The sequence below is a fragment of the Thermogemmatispora aurantia genome, from assembly GCF_008974285.1.
Classification (GTDB): Bacteria; Chloroflexota; Ktedonobacteria; order Ktedonobacterales; family Ktedonobacteraceae; genus Thermogemmatispora; species Thermogemmatispora aurantia.
The window spans coordinates 284,441-305,600 of the sequence record NZ_BKZV01000006.1; the positions used below are offsets into that span (position 1 = coordinate 284,441).

At 61.2% G+C, this 21,160-nt stretch carries 13 protein-coding genes; 11 read left to right on the forward strand and 2 right to left on the reverse strand.

Annotated elements, in window-relative coordinates:
- Positions 1-128 precede the first annotated feature (128 nt).
- Positions 129-1,232, reverse strand: a complete 1,104-nt coding sequence (locus tag KTAU_RS18340) for an aminopeptidase (RefSeq protein WP_151729734.1) — start codon at positions 1,230-1,232, stop codon at positions 129-131.
- Between the two features lie 447 nt (positions 1,233-1,679).
- Here KTAU_RS18340 and KTAU_RS18345 point away from each other — a divergent pair, with 447 nt between their 5' ends.
- The 10 genes from KTAU_RS18345 (at position 1,680) to fusA (ending at position 20,463) form a co-directional block, all read left to right on the forward strand.
- Complete coding sequence (locus KTAU_RS18345; RefSeq protein WP_151729735.1) at positions 1,680-3,350, forward strand: cytochrome c biogenesis ResB family protein; 1,671 nt, start codon at positions 1,680-1,682, stop codon at positions 3,348-3,350.
- Between the two features lie 201 nt (positions 3,351-3,551).
- Complete coding sequence (locus KTAU_RS18350; protein ID WP_052890681.1) at positions 3,552-3,992, forward strand: RrF2 family transcriptional regulator; 441 nt, start codon at positions 3,552-3,554, stop codon at positions 3,990-3,992.
- A 160-nt stretch (positions 3,993-4,152) separates the two neighbouring features.
- Entirely contained in the window at positions 4,153-4,563 is a 411-nt protein-coding gene (locus KTAU_RS18355) for a response regulator transcription factor (protein WP_146747250.1), read from the forward strand.
- A gap of 35 nt (positions 4,564-4,598) precedes the next feature.
- The gene (cysK, locus tag KTAU_RS18360; RefSeq protein ID WP_151729752.1) at positions 4,599-5,534 is read left to right on the forward strand and encodes a cysteine synthase A; all 936 of its coding nucleotides are present in this window, start codon (positions 4,599-4,601) and stop codon (positions 5,532-5,534) included.
- Between the two features lie 383 nt (positions 5,535-5,917).
- Complete coding sequence (locus KTAU_RS18365; RefSeq protein ID WP_151729736.1) at positions 5,918-6,772, forward strand: hypothetical protein; 855 nt, start codon at positions 5,918-5,920, stop codon at positions 6,770-6,772.
- 711 nt (positions 6,773-7,483) lie between these two features.
- On the forward strand, positions 7,484-10,981 hold the full coding sequence (rpoB, locus tag KTAU_RS18370) for a DNA-directed RNA polymerase subunit beta (RefSeq protein ID WP_112431535.1): 3,498 nt from the start codon (positions 7,484-7,486) through the stop codon (positions 10,979-10,981).
- Between the two features lie 386 nt (positions 10,982-11,367).
- On the forward strand, positions 11,368-15,714 hold the full coding sequence (gene rpoC / locus KTAU_RS18375) for a DNA-directed RNA polymerase subunit beta' (RefSeq protein WP_151729737.1): 4,347 nt from the start codon (positions 11,368-11,370) through the stop codon (positions 15,712-15,714).
- Positions 15,715-15,796: 82 nt separating this feature from the next.
- A complete protein-coding gene (rpsL, locus tag KTAU_RS18380) occupies positions 15,797-16,255 on the forward strand; it encodes a 30S ribosomal protein S12 (RefSeq protein WP_112431541.1) in 459 nt (152 codons plus the stop codon).
- Between the two features lie 1,673 nt (positions 16,256-17,928).
- Positions 17,929-18,378 carry a 30S ribosomal protein S7 gene (gene rpsG, locus KTAU_RS18385; RefSeq protein WP_228026530.1) on the forward strand — a complete coding sequence of 150 codons (450 nt, stop codon included), beginning with the start codon at positions 17,929-17,931 and terminating at the stop codon, positions 18,376-18,378.
- 9 nt (positions 18,379-18,387) lie between these two features.
- Complete coding sequence (fusA, locus tag KTAU_RS18390) at positions 18,388-20,463, forward strand: elongation factor G (RefSeq protein WP_151729739.1); 2,076 nt, start codon at positions 18,388-18,390, stop codon at positions 20,461-20,463.
- 133 nt (positions 20,464-20,596) lie between these two features.
- On the opposite strand, the gene KTAU_RS18395 is transcribed toward fusA, so the two are convergent.
- A complete protein-coding gene (locus KTAU_RS18395) occupies positions 20,597-20,905 on the reverse strand; it encodes a hypothetical protein (protein ID WP_151729740.1) in 309 nt (102 codons plus the stop codon).
- 132 nt (positions 20,906-21,037) lie between these two features.
- Between KTAU_RS18395 and KTAU_RS18400 the strand changes: the two genes are divergently transcribed.
- A partial coding sequence (locus KTAU_RS18400; RefSeq protein WP_228026531.1) for a GTP-binding protein occupies positions 21,038-21,160 on the forward strand: 123 nt, incomplete at its 3' end.

The window sequence follows — 21,160 nt, forward strand, 5'->3', positions numbered from 1 at the left end:
GCCAGGCCAGGACCCCTATCTCAACCTCCAGAGGCGAGTCAGGCCAGCAGCAAGCCGATAATGGGCAGCAACCCTGGTCCGGGGCGGGGCCGGCTCACTCCCCTCCTGGCTCGCCTCTCTGCTCTGGCTCAGATCAAGAAGCGTCCATTTTCATAGCAAAGCTGGCCGTCGGCATACACGCGGCCCTCGCGCAGATCGTTCACCATATCCCAATGGATCGTCGACTGATTCCGTCCGCCGCTCTCTGGCAACGAGGCCCCAAGGGCCAGGTGCATCGTCCCCCCAATCTTCTCATCAAATAGCGTATTACAGGTAAAACGCTGAATATTGTAATTCAATCCGAAAGCCACCTCACCGACGGTGCGGGCGCCTGGATCGACATCGAGCATGGCCTCCAGAAAAGCCTGGTTCGTGCGGGCCGTAGCCTTCACCACCCGCCCCTCTTCGAAGGTCAGGCTTAGTCCCTCAACCGCGTGGCCTTGATAGAAGGCCGGATAGCTAAAACGAATGGTACCCGAGACCGAATCCTCAATCGGGCCGGTGAAAACCTCGCCGTCGGGGAAATTCACCTTGCCGGCACAGTTAATCCACTGGCGGCCCCCCACGCGCAGCCGTAGATCGGTTCCAGGGGCCACAATGTGCAACTCATCGTGCTGTCTCAGAAAAGCCGCGATGCGCTGTTGCTCCTCGTAGACCCGGCGCCAGGCCCCGATCGGATCAGGCGCATCCAACATGCCAGCCGTAAAGACAAATTCCTCATAGGAGCTCAGAGACATGCCGGCGTCCTGCGCATAAGCGTGCGTTGGAAAGAGCGTACCGCACCAGCGGGCCTCGCCGTTGGCCTCACGCTCCAGCCTGCGACTCACTAACGCCTGACGCGCTCGCTGGTAGAGAGCCAGGCGCTTGGGATCAACCGAAGACAATGCGCGCGTATTCTCTTCGCCCCAAACGTAGAGGCGGGCCGTATATTGCTCGACGCGCAAGCGATCCAGCTCGGAGACATAGGTCAGCTGCTCGTCGCTGCCCTCGCGTAGCAGCAGCTCGATCAACTCCGGCTGCAGAGTCTCCACCGCCACCACATAGGCGCCAGTGCGGATCGCCTCGCGAAAAACCTCGCGGGTCAGCGGAAAGGCTGCGATAGGAGCCTGGATCAGCAATCGATCGCCGGGTTTCAGCTCCAGCGAGTAGTGGACAAGCACCTGAGCCAGCTTCTGATGACGTTCGTCGGCCATGAAAAGAACTCCTCTCTGTTCTGTTCTACAAGCAAGAATCAGCATGCCTCAAGCCGGAAAACTGGCAACGGTGAGGGGCGGGCGCAGCAGTGCTCAAGCATAGCTCTCCCCAAAATATATGATGACGTGCATGCCCCTCGGCGCGCAGCGAGGGGTCGTGTAGATGCGGTTGCCAGCTTGCCCTGTCTCATCTGCTCAACAACAAGTAGTATAGAATTTCTGCACCAGCGCGGCGTCCGTTGAGGTTCCTGCTTATGGGGACGGAGTGCTGCAGGGCCGTGCGTGGATGCTCTCTTTAGGAGCGATACAGTGGGCGGACGCTTGCCAGAATACCGCCCTTGCTCTATCATACTACAAGAACACGAGACGCAACCGGTGGCACTCTGCAAACGAGCAAGGACCGTTCCATTTCAGCCAGCAGGCAGGAAGGAAAGACCATAGATTCTCATGGCGACACTGCTCAAGCAATCACAGCGTGGCGCCGCGTCCCGTCGAGCGCGGCCCTCCTCGAACAAGAAACGGCCTGCCGCGCCCCGGCTCAGCCCTGGCCAGCGCCTCAAGAAGCGTCTGACCTACGCGATGAAGCATCCTCTTGACGCTCTCTGGGGCTGGCTCAGCTCGGTGCGCACAGCTATTTTTTTGATCGTCTGTATCATCGTCGTCTGCATCCTGGGCATCTACTTTCCGCAGGCGCCGGGCGAAGTGCTCAATGACCCGACGGCCTATCAGGCCTGGCTGCAGCAGAACGCCCTGCCGCAGTACGGTTCGCTGACGCCCATCTACGACTGGCTCCATTTCTTCACCATCTTCTCAAGCTGGTACTTTATGCTTCTGCTGGGCGTACTGGCGCTCAGCATCGTTGTCTGTACCCTCAATCGCGCCCCGGCCATCTGGCAAAACTTTGCCCATCCGCTCATCCGGCGCAGCGACCGCTTTTATCAAAACGCCCTGGAGCGAGCCAGCTTCAGCCATCCCGAGGCTGTGGCCTGGACCAGCGCCGCCCTGCGGCGTCGCGGCTATCGTGTGCGCAGCGAGAGCGACAGCGTAGACAACTGCGAAGTCACCTATCTCTACGCCAACAAGAACACCTGGGCCACCCTTTCCACCTTCGTCTTCCACGCCTCGCTCGTGGCGCTCTTGCTGGCGGGCATGATCAGCCAGTGGCACGGCTTCCCACTCAACAGCCCGGCGCGGCGCATTTTGCCGGCTCCCATCATCAGCCTCAGCGATGCCCTGGCAGGCTTCAGCTTCGACCAGGCTTTGCCGACCGGTGAGAGCGCCGTCGTCTACCCGCGCGGCACCCCTCACAACATCAGCTTTCGCGTCAACCATTTCACCGCGCGCTTTGATCCTCAGACTGGCCAGCCTGTCGATTACGTGACCGACCTGAGCGTCTACCGTGATGGCGAGCTGGTGGCCCATAGCGACCATCTGCGTGTCAACGACCCGCTGACCTACGACGGCATCACCTTCCATCAATCCTCACTGGTAGCCTCAGCGGTCATCACCATCACCGATGCCCAGGGCAACGTCCTCTATCACGATGCCGTCATCCTCGATAGCAGCAGCACCCTGCCCTCGGGCAACGGCGTCGTCGACTATGCACGCGGTATCCCCATCGGTGGCACCAACTACACGATGGGGGTCTTCTTCATTCATGCAGAAGGGCAGCATTTGTCCCAGATTGCCCATCCCGTGCTGCTCATCGCCATTGGCACCCCGGGCACCAGCAATAACGAAGACAAAGCCCTGCTGCGTCTCTCGCCCGGACAGAGCGGCAAGAGCGTCGACGGTCAGTGGACCATCAGGCTCGACGCCGCTAGCGACGCCACCGTCTTGCTGGTCACTCGCGACGCCGGGTCTCCGCTCGTCTGGCCGATTGCCGTTGTCCTGGTGCTCAGCCTGTGTATCACCTTCTACTTCCCGCAGCGACGCATCTGGCTGCGCATCCGCGGCGACCAGGTTGAAATGGCAGCCCTGCGCGAACACTTCACCAACATCCGTACCGATCTCCTGGGCATCGCGCGCGAGGCCCGGGCCTCAGCAGCTCGCCGGGAGCAGCGTGAGCGAGCGCCCGAGGAGGCTCGCCCCTCCCATGCCTTATCAAGCAAGCAGTAAATGCCAGGGCTTGGGGACGGCGTTCAGGAGGACAGCGCTGATAGAAGCGGCCATTGACAGTGATTCACAATTGATATATCCTAGCGTTAGAAACACGTCCTTGTCCTGCAACACAGAGGCAAGAGCAAGCAGCAGGGGTCACAAGGTTCGTAGCCCTGTCCATCCGCAAGAGGATGCTGCAAGCAAGAAAGGAACAAGCGTATGAAGCTCACAATGAAAGGCGACTACGGACTACGGGCCATGCTTGACATGGCGGCCTACTATGGACAGGGACCGGTTGAAAGTGCGGATATTGCCAGTCGGCAGTATATTCCTGAGCATTACCTTGATCAGATCCTGATGGCGCTCCGCAAGGAAGGGCTGGTCAAGAGTGTGCGCGGTCCCAAGGGTGGGCATATGCTGGCAAGGCCGCCCTCTCAGATTACCATGGCCGAGGTCGTGCGGGCCCTGGAGGGCTACGTGCCGCCGATGAAATGTTTGCCTTCGCCTGGTGTCTGTGAGCTGTCACCAGGCTGTGCTTTGCGCGAGGTCTGGCAGAAAATCGACGAGATGACCTGGCAAATTCTGCTCTCGACGACCATCGAGGAGCTGGCGCAGCGCCATCGCACTGGCGCCGCTGCAGAGACCATGTACTATATCTAGCCAGTCCGGGCGGGGCGAGCTGTCGCTTCTGGGAGTGGCAGGCTGATGGGTGGTGGGTGGGGGAGCAGGTTGGTGGCCTGGGCTGGGCATGTGCAGCAGCAGGCGGGCGGCAGTTGTCCGCTGGCCTGAAGGGGAAGGGTAGTAAGACGTGGTTGTTCCCGTGCAAAAAGCGAAGAAGACGAAGGTAATCGCTCTGGTAGAGGACGATCCGCGCCTCATCGAGATGGTTCAGGCGGTCATCACGACCGTTAGTTCCTGGCAGCTGCACGTCTTCCCCGATGGGCAGGAGGCTCGTGAGCATTTGCCCAACATTGGGGCCGATTTGATCCTACTCGATGTAGGTTTGCCCAACCTCGACGGCGTCTCCCTCTACAGGATCTTGCGCGGCCATAGTCAAACCAGGCATATCCCAATTATTGTCATCACCGGTAGCTACGAGTGGGAGCTGCATCGCATGGGCTTGCATACGGGTTTAATGCTGCGCAAACCCTTCAGCGTGCAAGAACTCCTCTTTCTCATGCGCGCCCTGCTCGCCGAGGAGCCGGAGCAAGCCGAGCCAGCAGAAGACTAGGTGAAACAGGCAAGCAAGCAGGTAGGTAGGTGAACATGGCGCGCTGGCCCAAGGATGCAACAGAGCTGGTCGGTCGCACCCCGCTGGTTGAGCTAAAGCGTTTTGCTGCTTCCTGCGGTGCTACTGTATTGGCCAAGCTAGAGATGTTCAGTCCTGGTGGCAGCCTCAAGGATCGTCCAGCTCTCAAGATGATCTGCGAGGCGGAGACGCAGGGTCTCTTGCGTCCTGGGGGGATCATCACCGAGCCAACGAGCGGGAATATGGGCATCTCCCTGGCCTGGATCGCCGCCGCCCGTGGCTATCGCTGCATCCTGACCATGCCCGACACCATCAGCCTGGAGCGTCGTCTGCTCCTGCGTCGCCTTGGGGCCCAGGTGATTCTCACGCCAGGCAACCAGGGGATGCGTGGCGCCATCAACAAAGTGATCGAGCTGCGTACCTCCCTGTCAAACGCCTGGTATCCCCAGCAGTTTTATAATCAAGCCAACCCTCGTGCTCACCGCGAGGGCACTGCCGTTGAGATCTGGGAAGACACCGGCGGGGCCGTTGATATGGTAGTGATTGGCGTCGGCACTGGTGGCACCCTGACCGGGGTCGCCGAAGGTCTGCGTGCTCGCAAGCCAACGGTAGAGGTAGTAGCCGTCGAGCCAGCGGCCTGCGCCATCCTCTCGGGTGGGCGTCCCGGGCCGCATCGCATTGAGGGCCTTGGAGCGGGTTTCATCCCCGACACCCTGCGCGTCGATCTGATCGATCGCGTCATCCCCGTCAGCGATCATGATGCCGTAGCCACCGCGCGCACCATCATGGAGCAAGAAGGCCTCTCTGTCGGCATCAGCAGTGGGGCTGTAGCCTGGGCTGCCCTCCAGGAGGCGCGCAAGCAAGAGAACGAGGGCAAGGTCATCGTGACCATCTTCCCCAGCGCCGCCGAGCGCTATCTGCATACGATCCTCTTCGACGATCTGCGCGTCTAACAGCGCCGCTTGCCGGCTTCGGCAGGAGCACTGGATAGGAAGGCCCCTGATGAACGATGCTGGCGGCGCGTGACACAGAGTGAGGCAGCCTCAGCAAAGCGGATGCACTAAGATCGCTCCCGATCAGCTCTGTCAACTGCCTGCTCATGAGACCGAAGTCCCGCCTGATTCGTCTTAAACCATAGCGGCTGTGACCAGCCTCCAGGCGATTGCCAGGAAGTGCCAGGTCGACTCAGCGCGACTCGTCGGAAAAGCCCTGGCGGGCCGCGGCGCCTTGTCTGGTCTCCCGACCTGAAGCAGGCGCGGCGCCGACCTGACGGCAGATCTGCAACGCTGGCCAGCCGAGATGTTTTTGCTGCACATGGGGAGGGATGGTACGCGCGATGTCAACAATTGCTCAACATCAAAGCGGGACAGAGGTCCAACGCTTTCATCTCAAGCGCTCTGCCTATGTGCGCAACAGCCTGCTCGCTCTCTTGACGGCGGTGACCTTCCTACTGGTGGCGGCGGGGTTGGTAGGGGGGGGACGCTGGCTTTGGGGAAGCTACGGGCATACCTTCACGCCCTATCTGAAGTGGCAGGATGCCCTCCTGGCGTTGGTGGTCTACCTTACCCTGAGCGCCCTGGCCGGCTGCCTCATGAGCCTGCGCTATCTCTATGCTCTGCAGATGGGCTACCGCCGGGAAATGCTGCTCATTGACGAGCAGAGCCTGACGGTGCGCGATTTATCGCATAAGAACCTGGGCAGCATCTTCTGGATGATCGGTACAACCCTGCTCTGCTTTCTGGTGGTTCTGGGGGGCCTGATCCCGCTGATCCTACTGGGCTGGGTGCAGACCTGGGCCGACCCCGTCCTGACAACGCTGGGCACCGCTCTGCTCCTGCTACTCACGCTACCCGGGCTAGCGCTGACTGTAGGAATGCTGGTGCTGCTGGCGTGCATCTTGGTCAGCTGCTTCTCGCTCTGTCGTCAGATGGGGGCGCCGCGGACCTACCGGCTCGATAGCCATACCTCGCTCTGGATTCATGACTTTATGCTCTCTATTCTCTCACCTGGCGAGCCGGAGTCCCTGCTAGAGCTGCAACTGCTCTCAAGCGCTGAGCAGCAGCGCCTGCTGGCCCTGTTGCGCAAACGCTGGATTGATGCGGATCGGCCCTGGAATCCAGCGCTGGGCGAGGAAATCGAGGCTGCCCTCGCCGAAGTTCAGCATCAAAAACAGCTGGCTCTTTCCGCCTGAGCCTCATCGCTGCCTCACTCAGCTGCGCTGCGGCCTATCTGCCTGTTTGCCTGTCTGCTTAAGCCAGGGGCCAGAGGAGGAGCACCTGCTAAGCCTGGTCGGGGGGGAGGGAGGGAGAGGGAAAAATGGATAGTCCAGAAATTCCCCCCTTGAGGGACTTGACAAAGTCGTCGGTAGGGGATATACTTTGAAATTGCCAATTGACAAGGAGTGACTGGGTGCAACCCTGAGAGAAAAGGGTTGGCACGCAGCATGTTTTTTTCTCTGAGTCAGTGTGTAGGGCCGTGCATGTGGGTGATTCAGCGACCAACTAAACGAAGGCGACAAAGCAATTCCGAGTAACCGCTTGTGGGAGCACGAAGCGGTTACTTTTCTTGTCATGCAATGCTCCCGACACTGGAATTATCAGCAACCGTAGACAACAGCAACAATCATCGATTTCACGATCCTCCGGAGAGGTGCGCCGAGGCGCCTCTCGGGATAACTTTCCCTTCACGACAGCAGACGCAGATGTGACCTGGCGGGCAGATAGGCCCTCCCTGGTGACTGCCTTTCCCTTTGTAGCCTGACTAACCAACAGCAGCAACCGCCTGACCTGGTTTGGTCTATCTGCATGGGCAAGACAGGGAGCTGGGCCATGTAAGGTGAGGCCGTCTGTCGCGCAAGGAAGGTTTTCCTCCGTGAAGCTCTAGTGAGAGGAGAATATCACACATGACAGTGAGCAGCAAGGCCGTGGCGCTCCCGGAGCGTGTTTCTTTCGCGCGTATTCCGGATATACGGCCAATGCCGGGCCTGATCCAGATCCAGCTCGACTCCTTTGAGTGGTTCAAGCGAGAGGGCCTGCGCGAGGTTTTTGAAGAGATTTCTCCTATTGAAGATTTCACTGGAAAAAATCTCAGCCTGGAGTTTATTGTCCCGCCCGAGCCGTTCGGCAAGCCCAAGTATAGCGAGGATGAGTGTCGTGACCGCGATGCCACCTATGCCGCCCCGCTGACGGTCAAGGCCCGCCTGATCAATAAGGAGACGGGCGAGGTCATCGAGAAAGATATCTTCATGGGGGACTTCCCCCTGATGACCAAGCAGGGCACCTTTATCATCAACGGCGTCGAGCGCGTCGTGGTCAGTCAGCTTGTGCGCTCGCCGGGGGTCTACTTTACCGCCGAAGAGGATGCCAGCACCGGGCGCAGGCTCTTCGCTGCCAAGTTGATCCCGAACCGTGGCGCCTGGCTGGAGTTTGAAACAAGCAATAAGAATCTCCTCTCCGTCAAGATTGATCGCAAGCGCAAGCTGCCTGTCACTACCCTGCTGCGCGCTGTCGCCAGCATTGCCCGCGAGCAGTGGCACACCGAGGACGTCGATCTGACGACGGATCAGGGCATGATTCAAGCCTTCAGCGAGGCCGATGATGATCCCAACGTACGCTACATCCAGACGACGCTGGATCGTGATCCGGTCAAGCGCGAGGAGGAGGCCCTGCTCGAACTCTACAAGAAGCTGCGCCCTGGCGATCCTGCCACCCTTGATAACGCGCGCTCGCTGGTGCGCAACCTCTTCTTCAACCCACGGCGCTATGACCTGGGCAATGTGGGTCGCTACAAGCTCAACCGCAAGCTGGAGCTGGCGGTGCCGCAGCATATCCGTGTCTTGACGCTGGACGATCTGGTCCATATTATCCGCCGTTTGATCCGCCTGAACAACGGTCACGGGCGCAAGGATGACATCGACCATCTGGGCAACCGTCGCGTGCGCTGCGTGGGCGAGCTGATTCAGTCGCAGTTTCGCGTTGGCCTGCTGCGCATGGAGCGCGTGGTCAAGGAGCGCATGAGCATCCAGGAGCCGGGCCAGGCCACGCCCAATGCTCTGATCAATATTCGCCCGGTGGTGGCGGCCATGCGCGAGTTCTTCAGTGGCAGCCAGCTCTCGCAGTTTATGGAGCAGACCAATGCTCTGGCGGAGATTGGCCACAAGCGCCGCCTCTCGGCCCTCGGTCCTGGCGGTCTCTCACGCGAGCGCGCTGGTCTGGACGTGCGCGACGTCCATCGCTCGCACTACGGGCGTATCTGCCCCATCGAGACGCCGGAAGGTCCCAATATCGGCCTGATTGGCTACCTGGCCACCTACGGGCAGGTCAATCCCTACGGCTTCATCGAAACCCCCTATCGCAAGGTCTACCGCCGCCTGCGGGCCAATGACCCGCGCCTGATCGGGCGTGAGTTCCGTGGCGTAGTTGGGCACGAGCGGGAAGATGTTCTCGACGAGAACGGCCAGGTGCTGGTCAAGGCGCACGAGCGCGTGCGCGTCGATGAAGACCTCTTCTTGAAACTGTCAAAGCTGCTCGGCGACGCCTGGGTGCATGTCCGCGCCTTTGTCACCGATGAGGTCCAGTATCTGACCGCCGACGACGAGGAGAATTACAAGATCGCCCAGGTGAACGCCCCGCTGTTGGAGAATGGTGAGTTCGCCGAAGAGCGCACGCTGGCTCGCTACCAGGGTGAGTTTATCATGGACAGCACGGACAACATGGACTTCATGGACGTCTCGCCGCGTCAGGCGGTGAGCGTCGCGACCGCGCTGATCCCCTTCCTGGAGCACGACGACGTCAACCGCGCGCTGATGGGCGCCAACATGCAGCGTCAGGCGGTACCTTTGCTGCGACCGCAGGCGCCGGTCTGTGGCACCGGCATCGAGCGTCAGGTGGCCATTGACTCCGGTCAGGTAATCGTCAGTGAGGTCGATGGCGAGGTCGTCAAATCGACGGCGCGCGTCATCGAGATCATGGACAACCAGGGCGAGATCCATACCTATCGCCTGCGCAAGTTCATGCGCTCCAACGCCGGCACCTGCATCAACCAGCGGCCTATCGTGCGCAAGCGTGACCGCGTGCGCGCCGGGCAGGTCATCGCTGACAGCTCTTCGACCCAGGATGGCGAGCTGGCCCTCGGGCAGAATATTCTGGTGGCCTTCATGAGCTGGGAGGGTGGCAACTTCGAGGACGCCATTCTGATCAGCGAGCGCATTGTGCGCGAGGACCTCTTCACCTCGATCCATATCGAGAAGTACGAGGTGGATGCGCGCGATACCAAGCTCGGCCCTGAAGAGATCACCCGTGATATCCCGAACGTTGGTGAGGAGGGCCTGCGTAACCTCGACGAGCGCGGCATCATCTACGTCGGCGCCGAAGTCGGGCCGCAGGATATCCTGGTAGGCAAGATCACACCCAAGGGCGAGACCGAGCTGACCGCTGAGGAGAAGCTACTGCGCGCCATCTTCGGTGAGAAGGCGCGCGAGGTCAAGGATACCTCGCTGCGCGTCCCGCATGGCGAGCGCGGCAAGGTGGTCGAGGTCAAGGTCTTCTCGCGCGAGAACGGCGACGAGCTGCCGCCCGGGGTCAATCAGCTGGTGCGTGTCAGCATTGCCCAGAAGCGCAAAATCGGCGCCGGTGATAAGATGGCTGGGCGCCATGGCAACAAGGGCGTCATCTCTCGTGTCCTGCCCATTGAAGATATGCCATTCCTGCCTGATGGTACGCCGGTCGACATTATCCTCAACCCGTTGGGTGTGCCGCACCGTATGAACCTGGGGCAGATCCTGGAAACGCATCTGGGCTGGGCTGCCACGGCGCTGGGCATCAAGATCGCAACCCCTGTCTTCGATGGCGCCACCGAGGCCGACGTCACCGAGCTGCTGCGTCGTGCTAATCTGCCGGAGAGCGGCAAGATCCAGCTCTTCGATGGGCGCACCGGCGAGCCGTTCGACCAGCCGATCACCGTGGGCTACACCTATATGCTCAAGCTGGCCCACCTGGTCGAAGACAAGGTCCATGCGCGCTCGACCGGCCCCTACAGCCTGATCACGCAGCAGCCGCTGGGTGGTAAAGCGCAGTTTGGCGGCCAGCGCTTCGGTGAAATGGAGGTCTGGGCGCTCGAAGCCTACGGCGCGGCCTATATCCTGCAGGAGATCCTCACCGTCAAGTCTGATGACGTGGTGGGCCGTGTCAAGACCTACGAGGCCATCGTCAAAGGCGAAAACATCATCGAGCCGGGCGTGCCCGAGTCCTTCAAGGTCCTGGTCAAAGAACTGCAGAGCCTGGGGATCAACGTAGAGGTTCTCAACGAGGACGATCAGAAGATCCAGTTCGTTGAGGACAGCTCGAATGACGTCATGCCCGAGCTAGGCATCAATCTGTCCGGTTTCGAGGGAGATCAGTAAGGGAACCGGCGGAGGCGTCCCGCGCCATCAGCCTGCGATCGGTCGCTGTTCCCCGGCTCCCCTACCGTCTTGGGTTGTGCCGTCGCCCGTCGTCCGCCTGCTCTCTGGTCGACAAGCCTGCTATGTTGATCGTCGTACATGGCTGGCTTGCCGCCTGCCTGCCTGCCGTTCTGCCTGTCATCAGCGCCCACGTCCAGGCCAGAGAGCAGCAGACCGGCTGCGCTGGGATGAGCTGGGGTAAAGTGAGCTGGAGAGAGCGCCCAGCGTAGCCGAGAGCGGGGCAGCCCACAATAAGGCAAGGCCGGCACTAGAGTGGTAGAAGAAGAGAAAACAAGAGAGCGTCGAGGAGATGGCCGGGGCCTTCCCCTTTCCCATCAGGAGGCAGCATGCTCGAAGTCAACGATTTCAACGCAATTCGCATCAGTCTCGCCAGCCCCGAGCAGATTCGCAGCTGGAGCTACGGCGAGGTCACGAAACCGGAGACCATCAACTACCGCACTCTCAGACCAGAGAAGGACGGTCTCTTCTGTGAGCGTATCTTCGGCCCCACCAAGGACTGGGAGTGCTATTGTGGTAAATACAAGCGCGTCCGTTTCAAGGGCATCGTCTGTGACAAATGTGGCGTCGAGGTCGCGCGCTCAAAGGTGCGCCGCGAACGCATGGGCCATATCGAGCTGGCTTCGCCGGTCAGCCATATCTGGTACTTTAAGGGCATTCCCAGTCGCATCGGCCTCTTGCTCGATCTGTCGCCGCGCAACCTGGAGCGTATCCTCTACTTCGCGCTCTACGTGGTCACCCACATCGACGAAGAGGCGCGTCAGAAGGCCCTGATGGAGCTGGATCGCGAACTGGCCAATCTTCAGCAGACGACCGAAGAGGAGGTTGTTGAGCGTGTCGACAGCCTCAAGGAGCAGCGCGACAGCGAGATTCAGGACGAGCGCGCCCGCCTGGCGGCCCGCATCCGCCAGATTCAAGAGGAGCGTGAGCGCGATCTGGAGCGGGCCCGCCAGGCTGAGAGCGAGACCCTGGCTGAACTGCGCGCCCAGCGCGGCAAGCCGGCGGAGGACGACATTGTCTATGAGCCGACCGGCCAGATCATTGTCCCGCGCGGCGAGGTCGTCACGCTCAAGCACATCGAGCTGCTGGAGCAAGTGGCCGAGACCTGCCGCAACGATATCGCCGAGCAGGCTCGCCATGCCCTGGAGGCCGTACGCGCCGAGAGCGAGCGCGAGGCCGAGCGCCTCAACCTGGACTACCAGGGCCAGATTGACCTGCTGCAGTCGCAGCTGGAGTCGCAGCGCACCGATCGGCGCCATCGTCTGGAGCAGCTGCGTCGCGACCTGGTCAACCTCAAGAAGATGGACCTGCTCCAGGAGAATCGCTATCGCGAGCTGAAGGAAGCCTTCGGCAACGTCTTCCGCGCCGGCATGGGCGCTGAGGCCGTACGCGAGCTGATCGCCGATATCGATCTTGACAAACTGGCAATGGAGCTGCGCCAGGAGATCAGCTCGACCGTGGGCCAGCGGCGCAAGAAGGCCACCAAGCGCCTCAAGGTCGTTGAGGCTTTCCGCAAGTCGGGCAATCGTCCCGAGTGGATGATCCTGACAGTGCTGCCTGTCTTGCCGCCTGAGCTGCGTCCGATGGTCCAGCTGGATGGTGGGCGCTTCGCCACCTCGGACCTCAACGATCTCTATCGCCGCGTCATCAACCGCAATAACCGTCTCAAGAGATTGCTGGAGCTGAGCGCGCCGGAGATCATCATTCGCAACGAGAAGCGCATGCTGCAGGAGGCGTGCGACGCCCTCATCGACAACGGACGCCGTGGGCGAGCAGTAGCTGGCTCGGGCAACCACAAGCTCAAGAGCCTCTCCGACATGCTCAAAGGAAAGCAGGGCCGTTTCCGCCAGAACCTGCTTGGTAAGCGCGTCGACTACTCTGGCCGCTCGGTGATCGTCGTCGGCCCTGAGCTGAAGCTGCACCAGTGCGGTCTGCCCAAGCGCATGGCCCTGGAGCTGTTCAAACCCTTCGTCATGCGTAAGCTCGTTGAGCGCGGCGACGCCCACAACATCAAGAGCGCCAAGCGCTTCGTCGAGCGCGTCCGGCCCGAGGTCTGGGATGTCCTAGAGGAAGTCATCAAGGACCATCCCGTTCTGCTCAACCGTGCGCCGACCCTGCACCGTCTGGGCTTGCAAGCCTTCGAGGCTGTGCTGGTCGAAGGCAGTGCCATCCAGCTCCATCCGCTGGTCTGCTCAGCCTTCAACGCCGACTTCGATGGCGACCAGATGGCCGTTCACGTCCCGCTGTCCGAGAAAGCCCAGGATGAGGCGCGGCAGTACATGATGTCCACCCGCAACCTGCTGCTGCCAGCCACCGGCGAGCCGTCGATCGGCGCCACCGGCGACATGGTCCTTGGCTGCTTCTACCTGACGCAGGATCGCCCGGGCAAGAAGGGAGAGGGGCGTGTCTTCTCCGATCCGACCGAAGCCCTGCTAGCCTACCATCACGGCGTCATCGACCTGCAGGCCCTCATCAAGGTGCGCATGGATGGCATCCAGATTTTCGATGAGCCACCGCCGGCGGGGCCAACCATGTATGCGCAGCGCCAGCTGATCACCACCACCGTCGGGCGCATCATCTTCAACGAATCGCTGCCCGAGCGCATGCGCTTCAAGAACTATCCGATGAGGAAGGACGACCTGCGCGCTCTCATCTCCGAGTGCTACAAGGAGTACGGGCGCGTCAAGACCTGCGAGCTGGCTGACGAAATCAAACGCCTGGGCTTCTCGTATGCCACCAAGGCTGGCGCCACCATTGCCGTCAGTGACATCAAGGTGCCCGAGGGCAAAGCCGAGGAGCTGGCCAAGGCCGACGCCAAGATTGCCGCCCTGGAAGAGCAGTACCGTGAGGGTCTCATCACCGACTTCGAGAAATACCAGCAGACCATCGACATCTGGAACGAAGTCACCGAGAATATCACCAAGATGGTCGAGCAGACGCTGGACCCCTACGGCGCCATCTTCACCATTGCCAAGTCTGGCGCGACCAAGGCCCGCTTCCAGCAGATCCGTCAGCTCTCTGGTATGCGCGGTCTGATGGCCAGCCCGTCCGGTAAGATCATCGACGTACCCATTCGAGGCAACTTCCGCGAAGGGCTAAGCGTGCTGGAGTACTTTATCAGCAGCCACGGAGCGCGCAAAGGACTGGCCGACACCGCTCTGCGTACCGCTGAGTCGGGCTATCTGACGCGGCGCCTGATCGACGTTGCCCAGGACGTCATCGTCACCGAAGAGGATTGTCAGACCACCGAGGGCATCCTCATTACCGATGAGGACAGCAAAGAGATGATGCTGCCTGACATCCGCCAGCGCATCATCGGGCGCATCCTGTTGGAGCCAATCCCCGGCTTCGAGCATCTCATCGAAGTCGGCGACGAGATCACCGAAGACATCGCCGATGCCCTGGTGGCGGCGGGCGTCAAGCAGGTGCGCGTCCGCTCCGTGCTGGGCTGCCAGACCCGCCGCGGCGTCTGCCGCAAGTGCTATGGCCGCGACCTGGCGGAGAACAGCCTGGTGCGCCTGGGCCAGGCCGTCGGCATCATCGCTGCCCAGTCCATCGGTGAGCCAGGCACGCAGCTGACCATGCGTACCTTCCACACCGGCGGTATCGCTGGCGCCCAGGGCGACATCACCCAGGGTCTGCCGCGCATCGAAGAGCTGTTCGAGGCGCGTGTGCCCAAGGATAAGGCGGAGATCAGCGAGATCGATGGCGTCGTCGAGATCATCAAAGACGAGAACACGGGCAGCCGCACCGTGCGCGTCGTCTCGACGAACACCATCTTCGACGAGTACCGCCTGCCGCCCGGGGCTGAAATCCTCGTCAACGAGCATGACCAGGTGCAGAAGGACCAGCTGCTGGCCCTGGAGCCGCCGCAGAACGGCAGCGAGCCGCGCGAAGTGCGCGCCCGCACCAGCGGTGAAGTGCTCTTCAACCCGAACGGCGTGTTGACCATCCGTTCCGAGGAGCGCGATGAGCGCAGCTACCCGGTGCCAGCCGCCCGCAGCCTGGCCGTCGCCCAGGGGCAGTACATCAAAGCCGGGACACCTATCACCAGCGGCCATCTCGACCCGCAGGATGTCCTGCGCATCCTCGGACGCGAAGCGGTCCAGATGTACCTCGTCAAGGAGGTCCAGCGCATCTACCGCAACACTGGTGTGCGCATCAACGACAAGCACATCGAAATCATCATCCGGCAGATGCTGCGCCGCGTGCGTGTCGAGGAGCCGGGCGACACCGACATGCTGCCCAACGACCTGGTCGACCGCTTCGCCTTCGCCGAGACCAACGCGCGCGTCCTGGCCGAGGGCGGCGAGCCGGCTCGCGCCCAGACTGTGCTGCTGGGCGTCACCAAAGCTTCGCTCAACACCGACAGCTTCCTGGCAGCGGCCTCGTTCCAGGAGACCACGCGCGTGCTGACCGAGGCGGCCATCCAGGGCCAGACCGACCATCTGGTGGGCCTCAAGGAGAACGTCATCATCGGCAAGCTCATTCCCGCTGGCTCCGGCTTCTTGCAGCGACGCCGTGAACAGCTGGCGCGCCAGCAGCAGGCGCAGCAGCGCCTGACAGGCGCCCCCAGCGTGGCCGGCGTGGGGGCGAGCCTGGGGGGGAACTCTGGCAGCAACGGCCACAATAGCGGTACCCCCGGCGTGGCTCTTGACAGCCTGAGTGATGAGTGATACCATATACAACCGCGCATAGATTGAGAAGGGGCGCGCACCAGCGCGCCCCTTTAGAGGACAGTTAGGGGAGGATTGCTCGTTGCCAACGATCAATCAGCTGGTCCGAAAGGGCCGTTCCAAGAAGGTCAGACGCTCGAAGGCTCCGGCGCTGTTGTATTCCTACAACGCGCTGAAGAACCGTGTCATGCGCATGCAGGGTGCGCCGCAGAAGCGCGGCGTGTGCACACAGATCCGTACGATGACCCCCAAAAAGCCGAACTCGGCCATGCGCAAGATCGCGCGTGTGCGCTTGAGTAACTTGATGGAGGTCACGGCCTATATCCCTGGCGAGGGCCATAACCTCCAGGAGCACTCGGTGGTATTGATCCGCGGTGGGCGCGTTAAGGATCTGCCCAGTGTGCGCTACCATATCATCCGCGGTACGCTCGATAGCGATGGGGTCGCTAAGCGTCGTCGCGGTCGCTCAAAGTACGGAGCCAAACGGCCCAAGCCTGGGCAGGCGGCGGCCACTCCAGCCGCCAGGGGTGGTAAGAAGTAGCGCGTGGGCGGCTGCTGCAGCGCAGAAGCATGCAAAAAGCATAGCCATCCGACCCGCCACATTCCCCGCTTCCCTGCCCGATACCGCCTGAGAGCGTTCAGGTAGGTCGGTTTACAGGTCGTGCATCACTTTCGATCACGCACCCATCGGCGTTCTTCACGCTCGATGAGTGTCGGGTGTCCTCCACGTCTGTCCCTCTGCCAGGCAGGCAACAACTAAAGAATGCGCTCGCTCTGGCGTGTCACGTGGAAAGAGACGCTCGTTTGTTTGCCTGTTCGCTTGCCCGCGCCGCGCGCTATCGTCGCCGCAGGGTAAGCGGGTCAGGGCTAAGACGGCAGGCAGGCAGTGCCGTAGTCGCCATCGTCTGGCTGACTGGCTTGACTGGCTGGCTACCACCCCTGGCCTCATATCTCAAGCCAGCAAACAAGCAAACAAACCTAACCCTCGCTGCAGCCTGCGGTGAAGTGAAGGTTGTCAAGGAGAACTGCTAGCGCCTCACCCCGGGCGGGTCGGCAGATGGAAGCTGGGCCAGAGCGCTCAACAGCAAAATACCTGCACAAGGGCGCGCAAGCGCTCGCAGAGGTAGATCGCTCCAGAAGCCAGGCTGGAGCAGCACGAGACAGCCTGTTACTTTACTGGCTGCTGTTCTGGCGAGTGGGACCGGGCCGCGGAGACTGCCACGGTCAAGGCCAGCTCAGCTACCCGAGCCAGCGAGGTAACCGCAGGTCTGTCTGTCACTGTGTCTGCTGGGAGGAAAAGGTAATAGGTACTCCCTCAGTAGGGCCGGGCTAGCCAGCCCGCCTTTCGCTCGCCTCCGGCCAGCTGGGTAGCGAGCAAGGAAGAAAACGCTCACCGTATCAGCAAGAGTGCTAGCTGAGAAAAACCAGTAAGCAAGCAAACAAAGAAGTAGAGAGGTCTGACGGACTGCTCGTAGTGGTTGGGGTAAAGGAGGGGAAAGGAAGAGCGGCCAGCGAGGAAGACAGCGACGTTCGCGGCAGCAGATCCGCTGCCCTGCCCGAACATGTGGGAAGGGACCCGCGCCGGTCCGCTGATGAGAAGAGGCCTCCGCCGCTGGACCTGCGCCAGCGTTCACTCGATTACAGTATGGATTCAGTCATACATAGGCGCGTGAGGCAGCCCGCGATTGGTGCGGTGACCATCGTTGCTGATGCTGTAGGCGTCCGTATCCGATTGTAGCTTCCGTTCTCATCGACGAGCAGCAGAAGCAGAAGCGCATTCCTCTAACGCGATGGGTGGGTGCCCTGCCCCCGGGGCGGCAGCCTCGGCAGGCCCGCCAGGCGGCCCGGCGTTTGCCCTCCTGGCCCGCTGAGCCTAGCGGGTGCGGTAGGGGAGAACGTGGGGGCAGGACGACCAGAAATGCAAGCAAGCACAGGTGTCAGCTACAATCGAAGCGACGCCTTTTCTGGTGCTTTGCACAAGGCAGGTATCATACGTACGTACGTAGCGTAGCGTAGATGCTCGTCTGCGCGCGTAAGCGGACTGCGGCCACGCTTGTCGGCCCAGGCCGGCAGCAGGAGCGGCGGCGAGCATGTGTGTTGACCGCGAAGCGAAAGGGAGGAGAAGAGACCTTGCCAAGACGCAAACGTGTTAGCCGTCGGTCAGAGTCGGACAAGCATAGCAAGGAAACCAAGAAGTACGAGTATCGGCGTGGAGTGCGTCGGCTCGAAGTCGTGGACCCCAAGTACCAGAGCCGCAACGTCGCGAGCTTCATCGGCAAGCTGATGGTCGATGGCAAGAAGAGCCTGGCCGAGCGCATTCTCTATCAGGCTTTCGCCTTAATTGAGCAGCGGCAGAAGCGCCCGGCGCTGGAGGTCTTCGAGCAGGCCATCAGGAACGCCACGCCAACGGTCGAGGTCAAGCCCCGCCGTGTCGGTGGCTCGACCTACCAGGTGCCCGTCGATGTCCGCAAAGAGCGCGGCCTCTCCCTCGCCATGCGCTGGCTCATCCGCTCTGCTCGCGCTCGTACCGGCAAGAGCATGGTGGAGAAGCTGGCAAGCGAGATCATGGACGCTGCCGCCGGACAGGGTGCGACCATCAAGAAACGGGAGGAAACCCACAGGATGGCAGAGTCCAACAAGGCTTTCATCCATTATCGCTGGTAATACTTAATCATGTCTAGAGAATACTCACTCGAAAGAACGCGGAATATCGGTATCATCGCCCATATTGACGCGGGAAAAACGACGACGACCGAGCGCATCCTCTTCTACACGAAGAAGATTCACCGCATGGGTGAGGTACACGAGGGGGCTGCGACGATGGACTGGATGGTGCAGGAGCAGGAGCGTGGCATTACTATCACCGCAGCAGCCACCACCTGCTTCTGGCTCGACCATCGCATCAACATCATCGATACGCCCGGTCACGTCGACTTTACTGCCGAGGTCGAGCGCTCGCTGCGCGTCCTCGATGGGGGTATTGTCATCTTCGATGCCGTCGCCGGCGTCGAACCCCAGTCTGAGACCGTCTGGCGCCAGGCCAACAAGTACAATGTCCCGCGTATCTGCTTTGTCAACAAGATGGATCGCGTCGGAGCTGATTTCTGGCGCACCATCCAGATGATCCGTGACCGTCTGGGGGCCAATCCTCTTCCGATCCAGTTACCGATCGGTGCGGAGAGCGACTTTAAGGGCTTCATCGATCTTATCGAACAGCATGCTGTCATTTTCCTCGATGAGCTGGGCACGCGGCCCGAGCCAACGCCCATCCCTGCTGAACTGGAGGAAGAGGCCAAGCGTCATCGCGACGCACTCATTGAGCGCGTCGCCGAGACCGACGAGGAGTTGACCCTGAAATACCTTGAGGGCGAGGAAATTACCAAGGACGAAATCCGCGCCGCCCTCCGCAAAGCAACAATTGCCGGCACTCTGGTGCCGGTACTTTGTGGCTCTTCCCTGCGCAATAAGGGCGTACAGGCTTTGCTGGATGCGGTGGTTGCCTATCTTCCTTCCCCTCTCGATATCCCTCCTCCCGTCGGCATCAATCCCAATACTGGTGAGCAGGTCACGCTGACGGTTGCAGACGATGCCCCGTTCAGCGCCCTGGCCTTCAAAATTGTCTCCGACCCCTTCGTGGGTCGCCTGGCCTATCTGCGCGTCTATTCCGGCACTCTGACGAAAGGCTCTGCGGTCGAAAATACCACCAAGGGCAAAACAGAGCGCATCGGTCGCTTGCTGCGCATGCACGCTAACCATCGTGAGGATATCGACGAGATCCGCGCCGGCGATATTTGTGCCGCCGTCGGGCTGCGTAATACCTTCACCGGCGACACCCTGTGTGATCCGCAGCACCCGGTGATCCTCGAATCAATCTCCTTCCCGGAGCCGGTGATCGAGATCGCCATCGAGCCGAAGACGCGCGGCGATCAGGACAAAATGACGATCGCCCTCAGCAAGCTTGCTGAGGAAGACCCCACCTTCCAGGTGCGCACCGATCCTGAAAGCGGCCAGACGATCATCCGCGGCATGGGTGAGCTGCATCTGGAGGTGATCGTCGACCGCCTCTTCCGCGAGTTTAAGGTCGAGGCCAATATCGGGCGCCCCCAGGTGGCCTATCGCGAGACCATTACACGCGAAGCGACCGCCCAGGGCCGCTATGTTCGCCAGACCGGTGGTCGTGGCCAGTACGGCGATGTCTGGATTCGCGTTGAACCCAATCCCGGCAAGGGCTTCGAGTTTGTCAACGCCATTGTCGGCGGCGTCATCCCCAAGGAATATATCAAGCCGGTCGAGGTTGGTATCCGGGAGACGCTCGAGAACGGCATCATCGCTGGCTATCCGATGATCGATGTCAAGGTCACCCTCTTCGACGGCTCCTATCACGAGGTCGATTCGAGTGAGATGGCCTTTAAGACCGCCGGATCGCTGGCGATCAAAGAGGCAGCGCGCAAAGCCGGCCCCATCTTGCTGGAGCCGGTGATGCTGGTCGAGGTGACCACGTCCGAGGAGTTCTACGGCGACATCATTGGCGATCTCAACCGTCGCCGTGGCGTGATCCTGGGCATGGAGAGCCGCGGCACCGTCTATGTGGTGCGGGCCCATGTCCCTCTAGCCGAGATGTTCGGCTATGTCAATGATCTCCGCTCCTTGACCAGTGGACGCGCCAGCTATTCAATGCAGTTTGACCACTACGAACCAGTGCCGCGCAATATCGCGGACGAAATTATCGCTAAGGCGGCTGCCAGCTAGAAAGATCGCCTGTTGCTACTGGCAGCGCCTCCTTTCCCGCTATGGGATGGGCGTGCCTGGAGGTCCGGTGCCCTGCCCTCTCCCCTGCACAGATAGCCGGGGAGAAGAAGAAGCCGCGTCTGCGCCGCACCTCTCACTCACGCCAGTGGCTGGGCAGGATCACTCCGCTCCACAAGAGCAGAGTTGTGCCGGTCCAGCTCTCGATCACCAGCCCTGGAGCCGATGCCAGGGGACGGCCTCCCAGGGCACTGTTCTGAGCGAGCGCTGTGCTCAGACCGCAAATGGGGTTTGCTGAACCGCACCCATCTGCTACAAGGCTGGCCCAGCCCTCGCCCGGTCCCTCCTCTGGCAAGGAACGGACCGCTGACTCTATCTCTCGTCGCGTCGTGCGGCGCTCGCTTCCCAAAAGCGCCCGCACCGCACGCAGCTTGACTCGCACCAAGCGAGGGCGTGCTGCTCTACCCTATGTTGGCTGGTAATCGTGAGACAAGGCCGTTGCAAGGTGCACCCCCTGGGCACGTTATCGTATCTCTGTTGCACTGAGCATGTGAGCACTAAGAAGTGAGGATGAACAATGGCGAAGCAGAAGTTTGAGCGGACGAAGCCGCATGTGAATGTGGGCACGATTGGGCACATTGACCACGGGAAGACGACCCTGACGGCGGCGATCACGCGGGTGCTCTCGCGAGTGCTGCCC

Coding starts and splice junctions, on each gene's coding strand:
- KTAU_RS18350 (WP_052890681.1), top strand. CDS start 3,552: ATGAAGCTCACAATGAAAGGCGACTACGGACTACGGGCCATGCTTGAC.
- KTAU_RS18340 (WP_151729734.1), bottom strand. CDS start 1,232: ATGGCCGACGAACGTCATCAGAAGCTGGCTCAGGTGCTTGTCCACTAC.
- fusA (WP_151729739.1), top strand. CDS start 18,388: ATGTCTAGAGAATACTCACTCGAAAGAACGCGGAATATCGGTATCATC.
- KTAU_RS18345 (WP_151729735.1), top strand. CDS start 1,680: ATGGCGACACTGCTCAAGCAATCACAGCGTGGCGCCGCGTCCCGTCGA.
- rpoB (WP_112431535.1), top strand. CDS start 7,484: ATGACAGTGAGCAGCAAGGCCGTGGCGCTCCCGGAGCGTGTTTCTTTC.
- cysK (WP_151729752.1), top strand. CDS start 4,599: ATGGCGCGCTGGCCCAAGGATGCAACAGAGCTGGTCGGTCGCACCCCG.
- rpoC (WP_151729737.1), top strand. CDS start 11,368: ATGCTCGAAGTCAACGATTTCAACGCAATTCGCATCAGTCTCGCCAGC.
- KTAU_RS18365 (WP_151729736.1), top strand. CDS start 5,918: ATGTCAACAATTGCTCAACATCAAAGCGGGACAGAGGTCCAACGCTTT.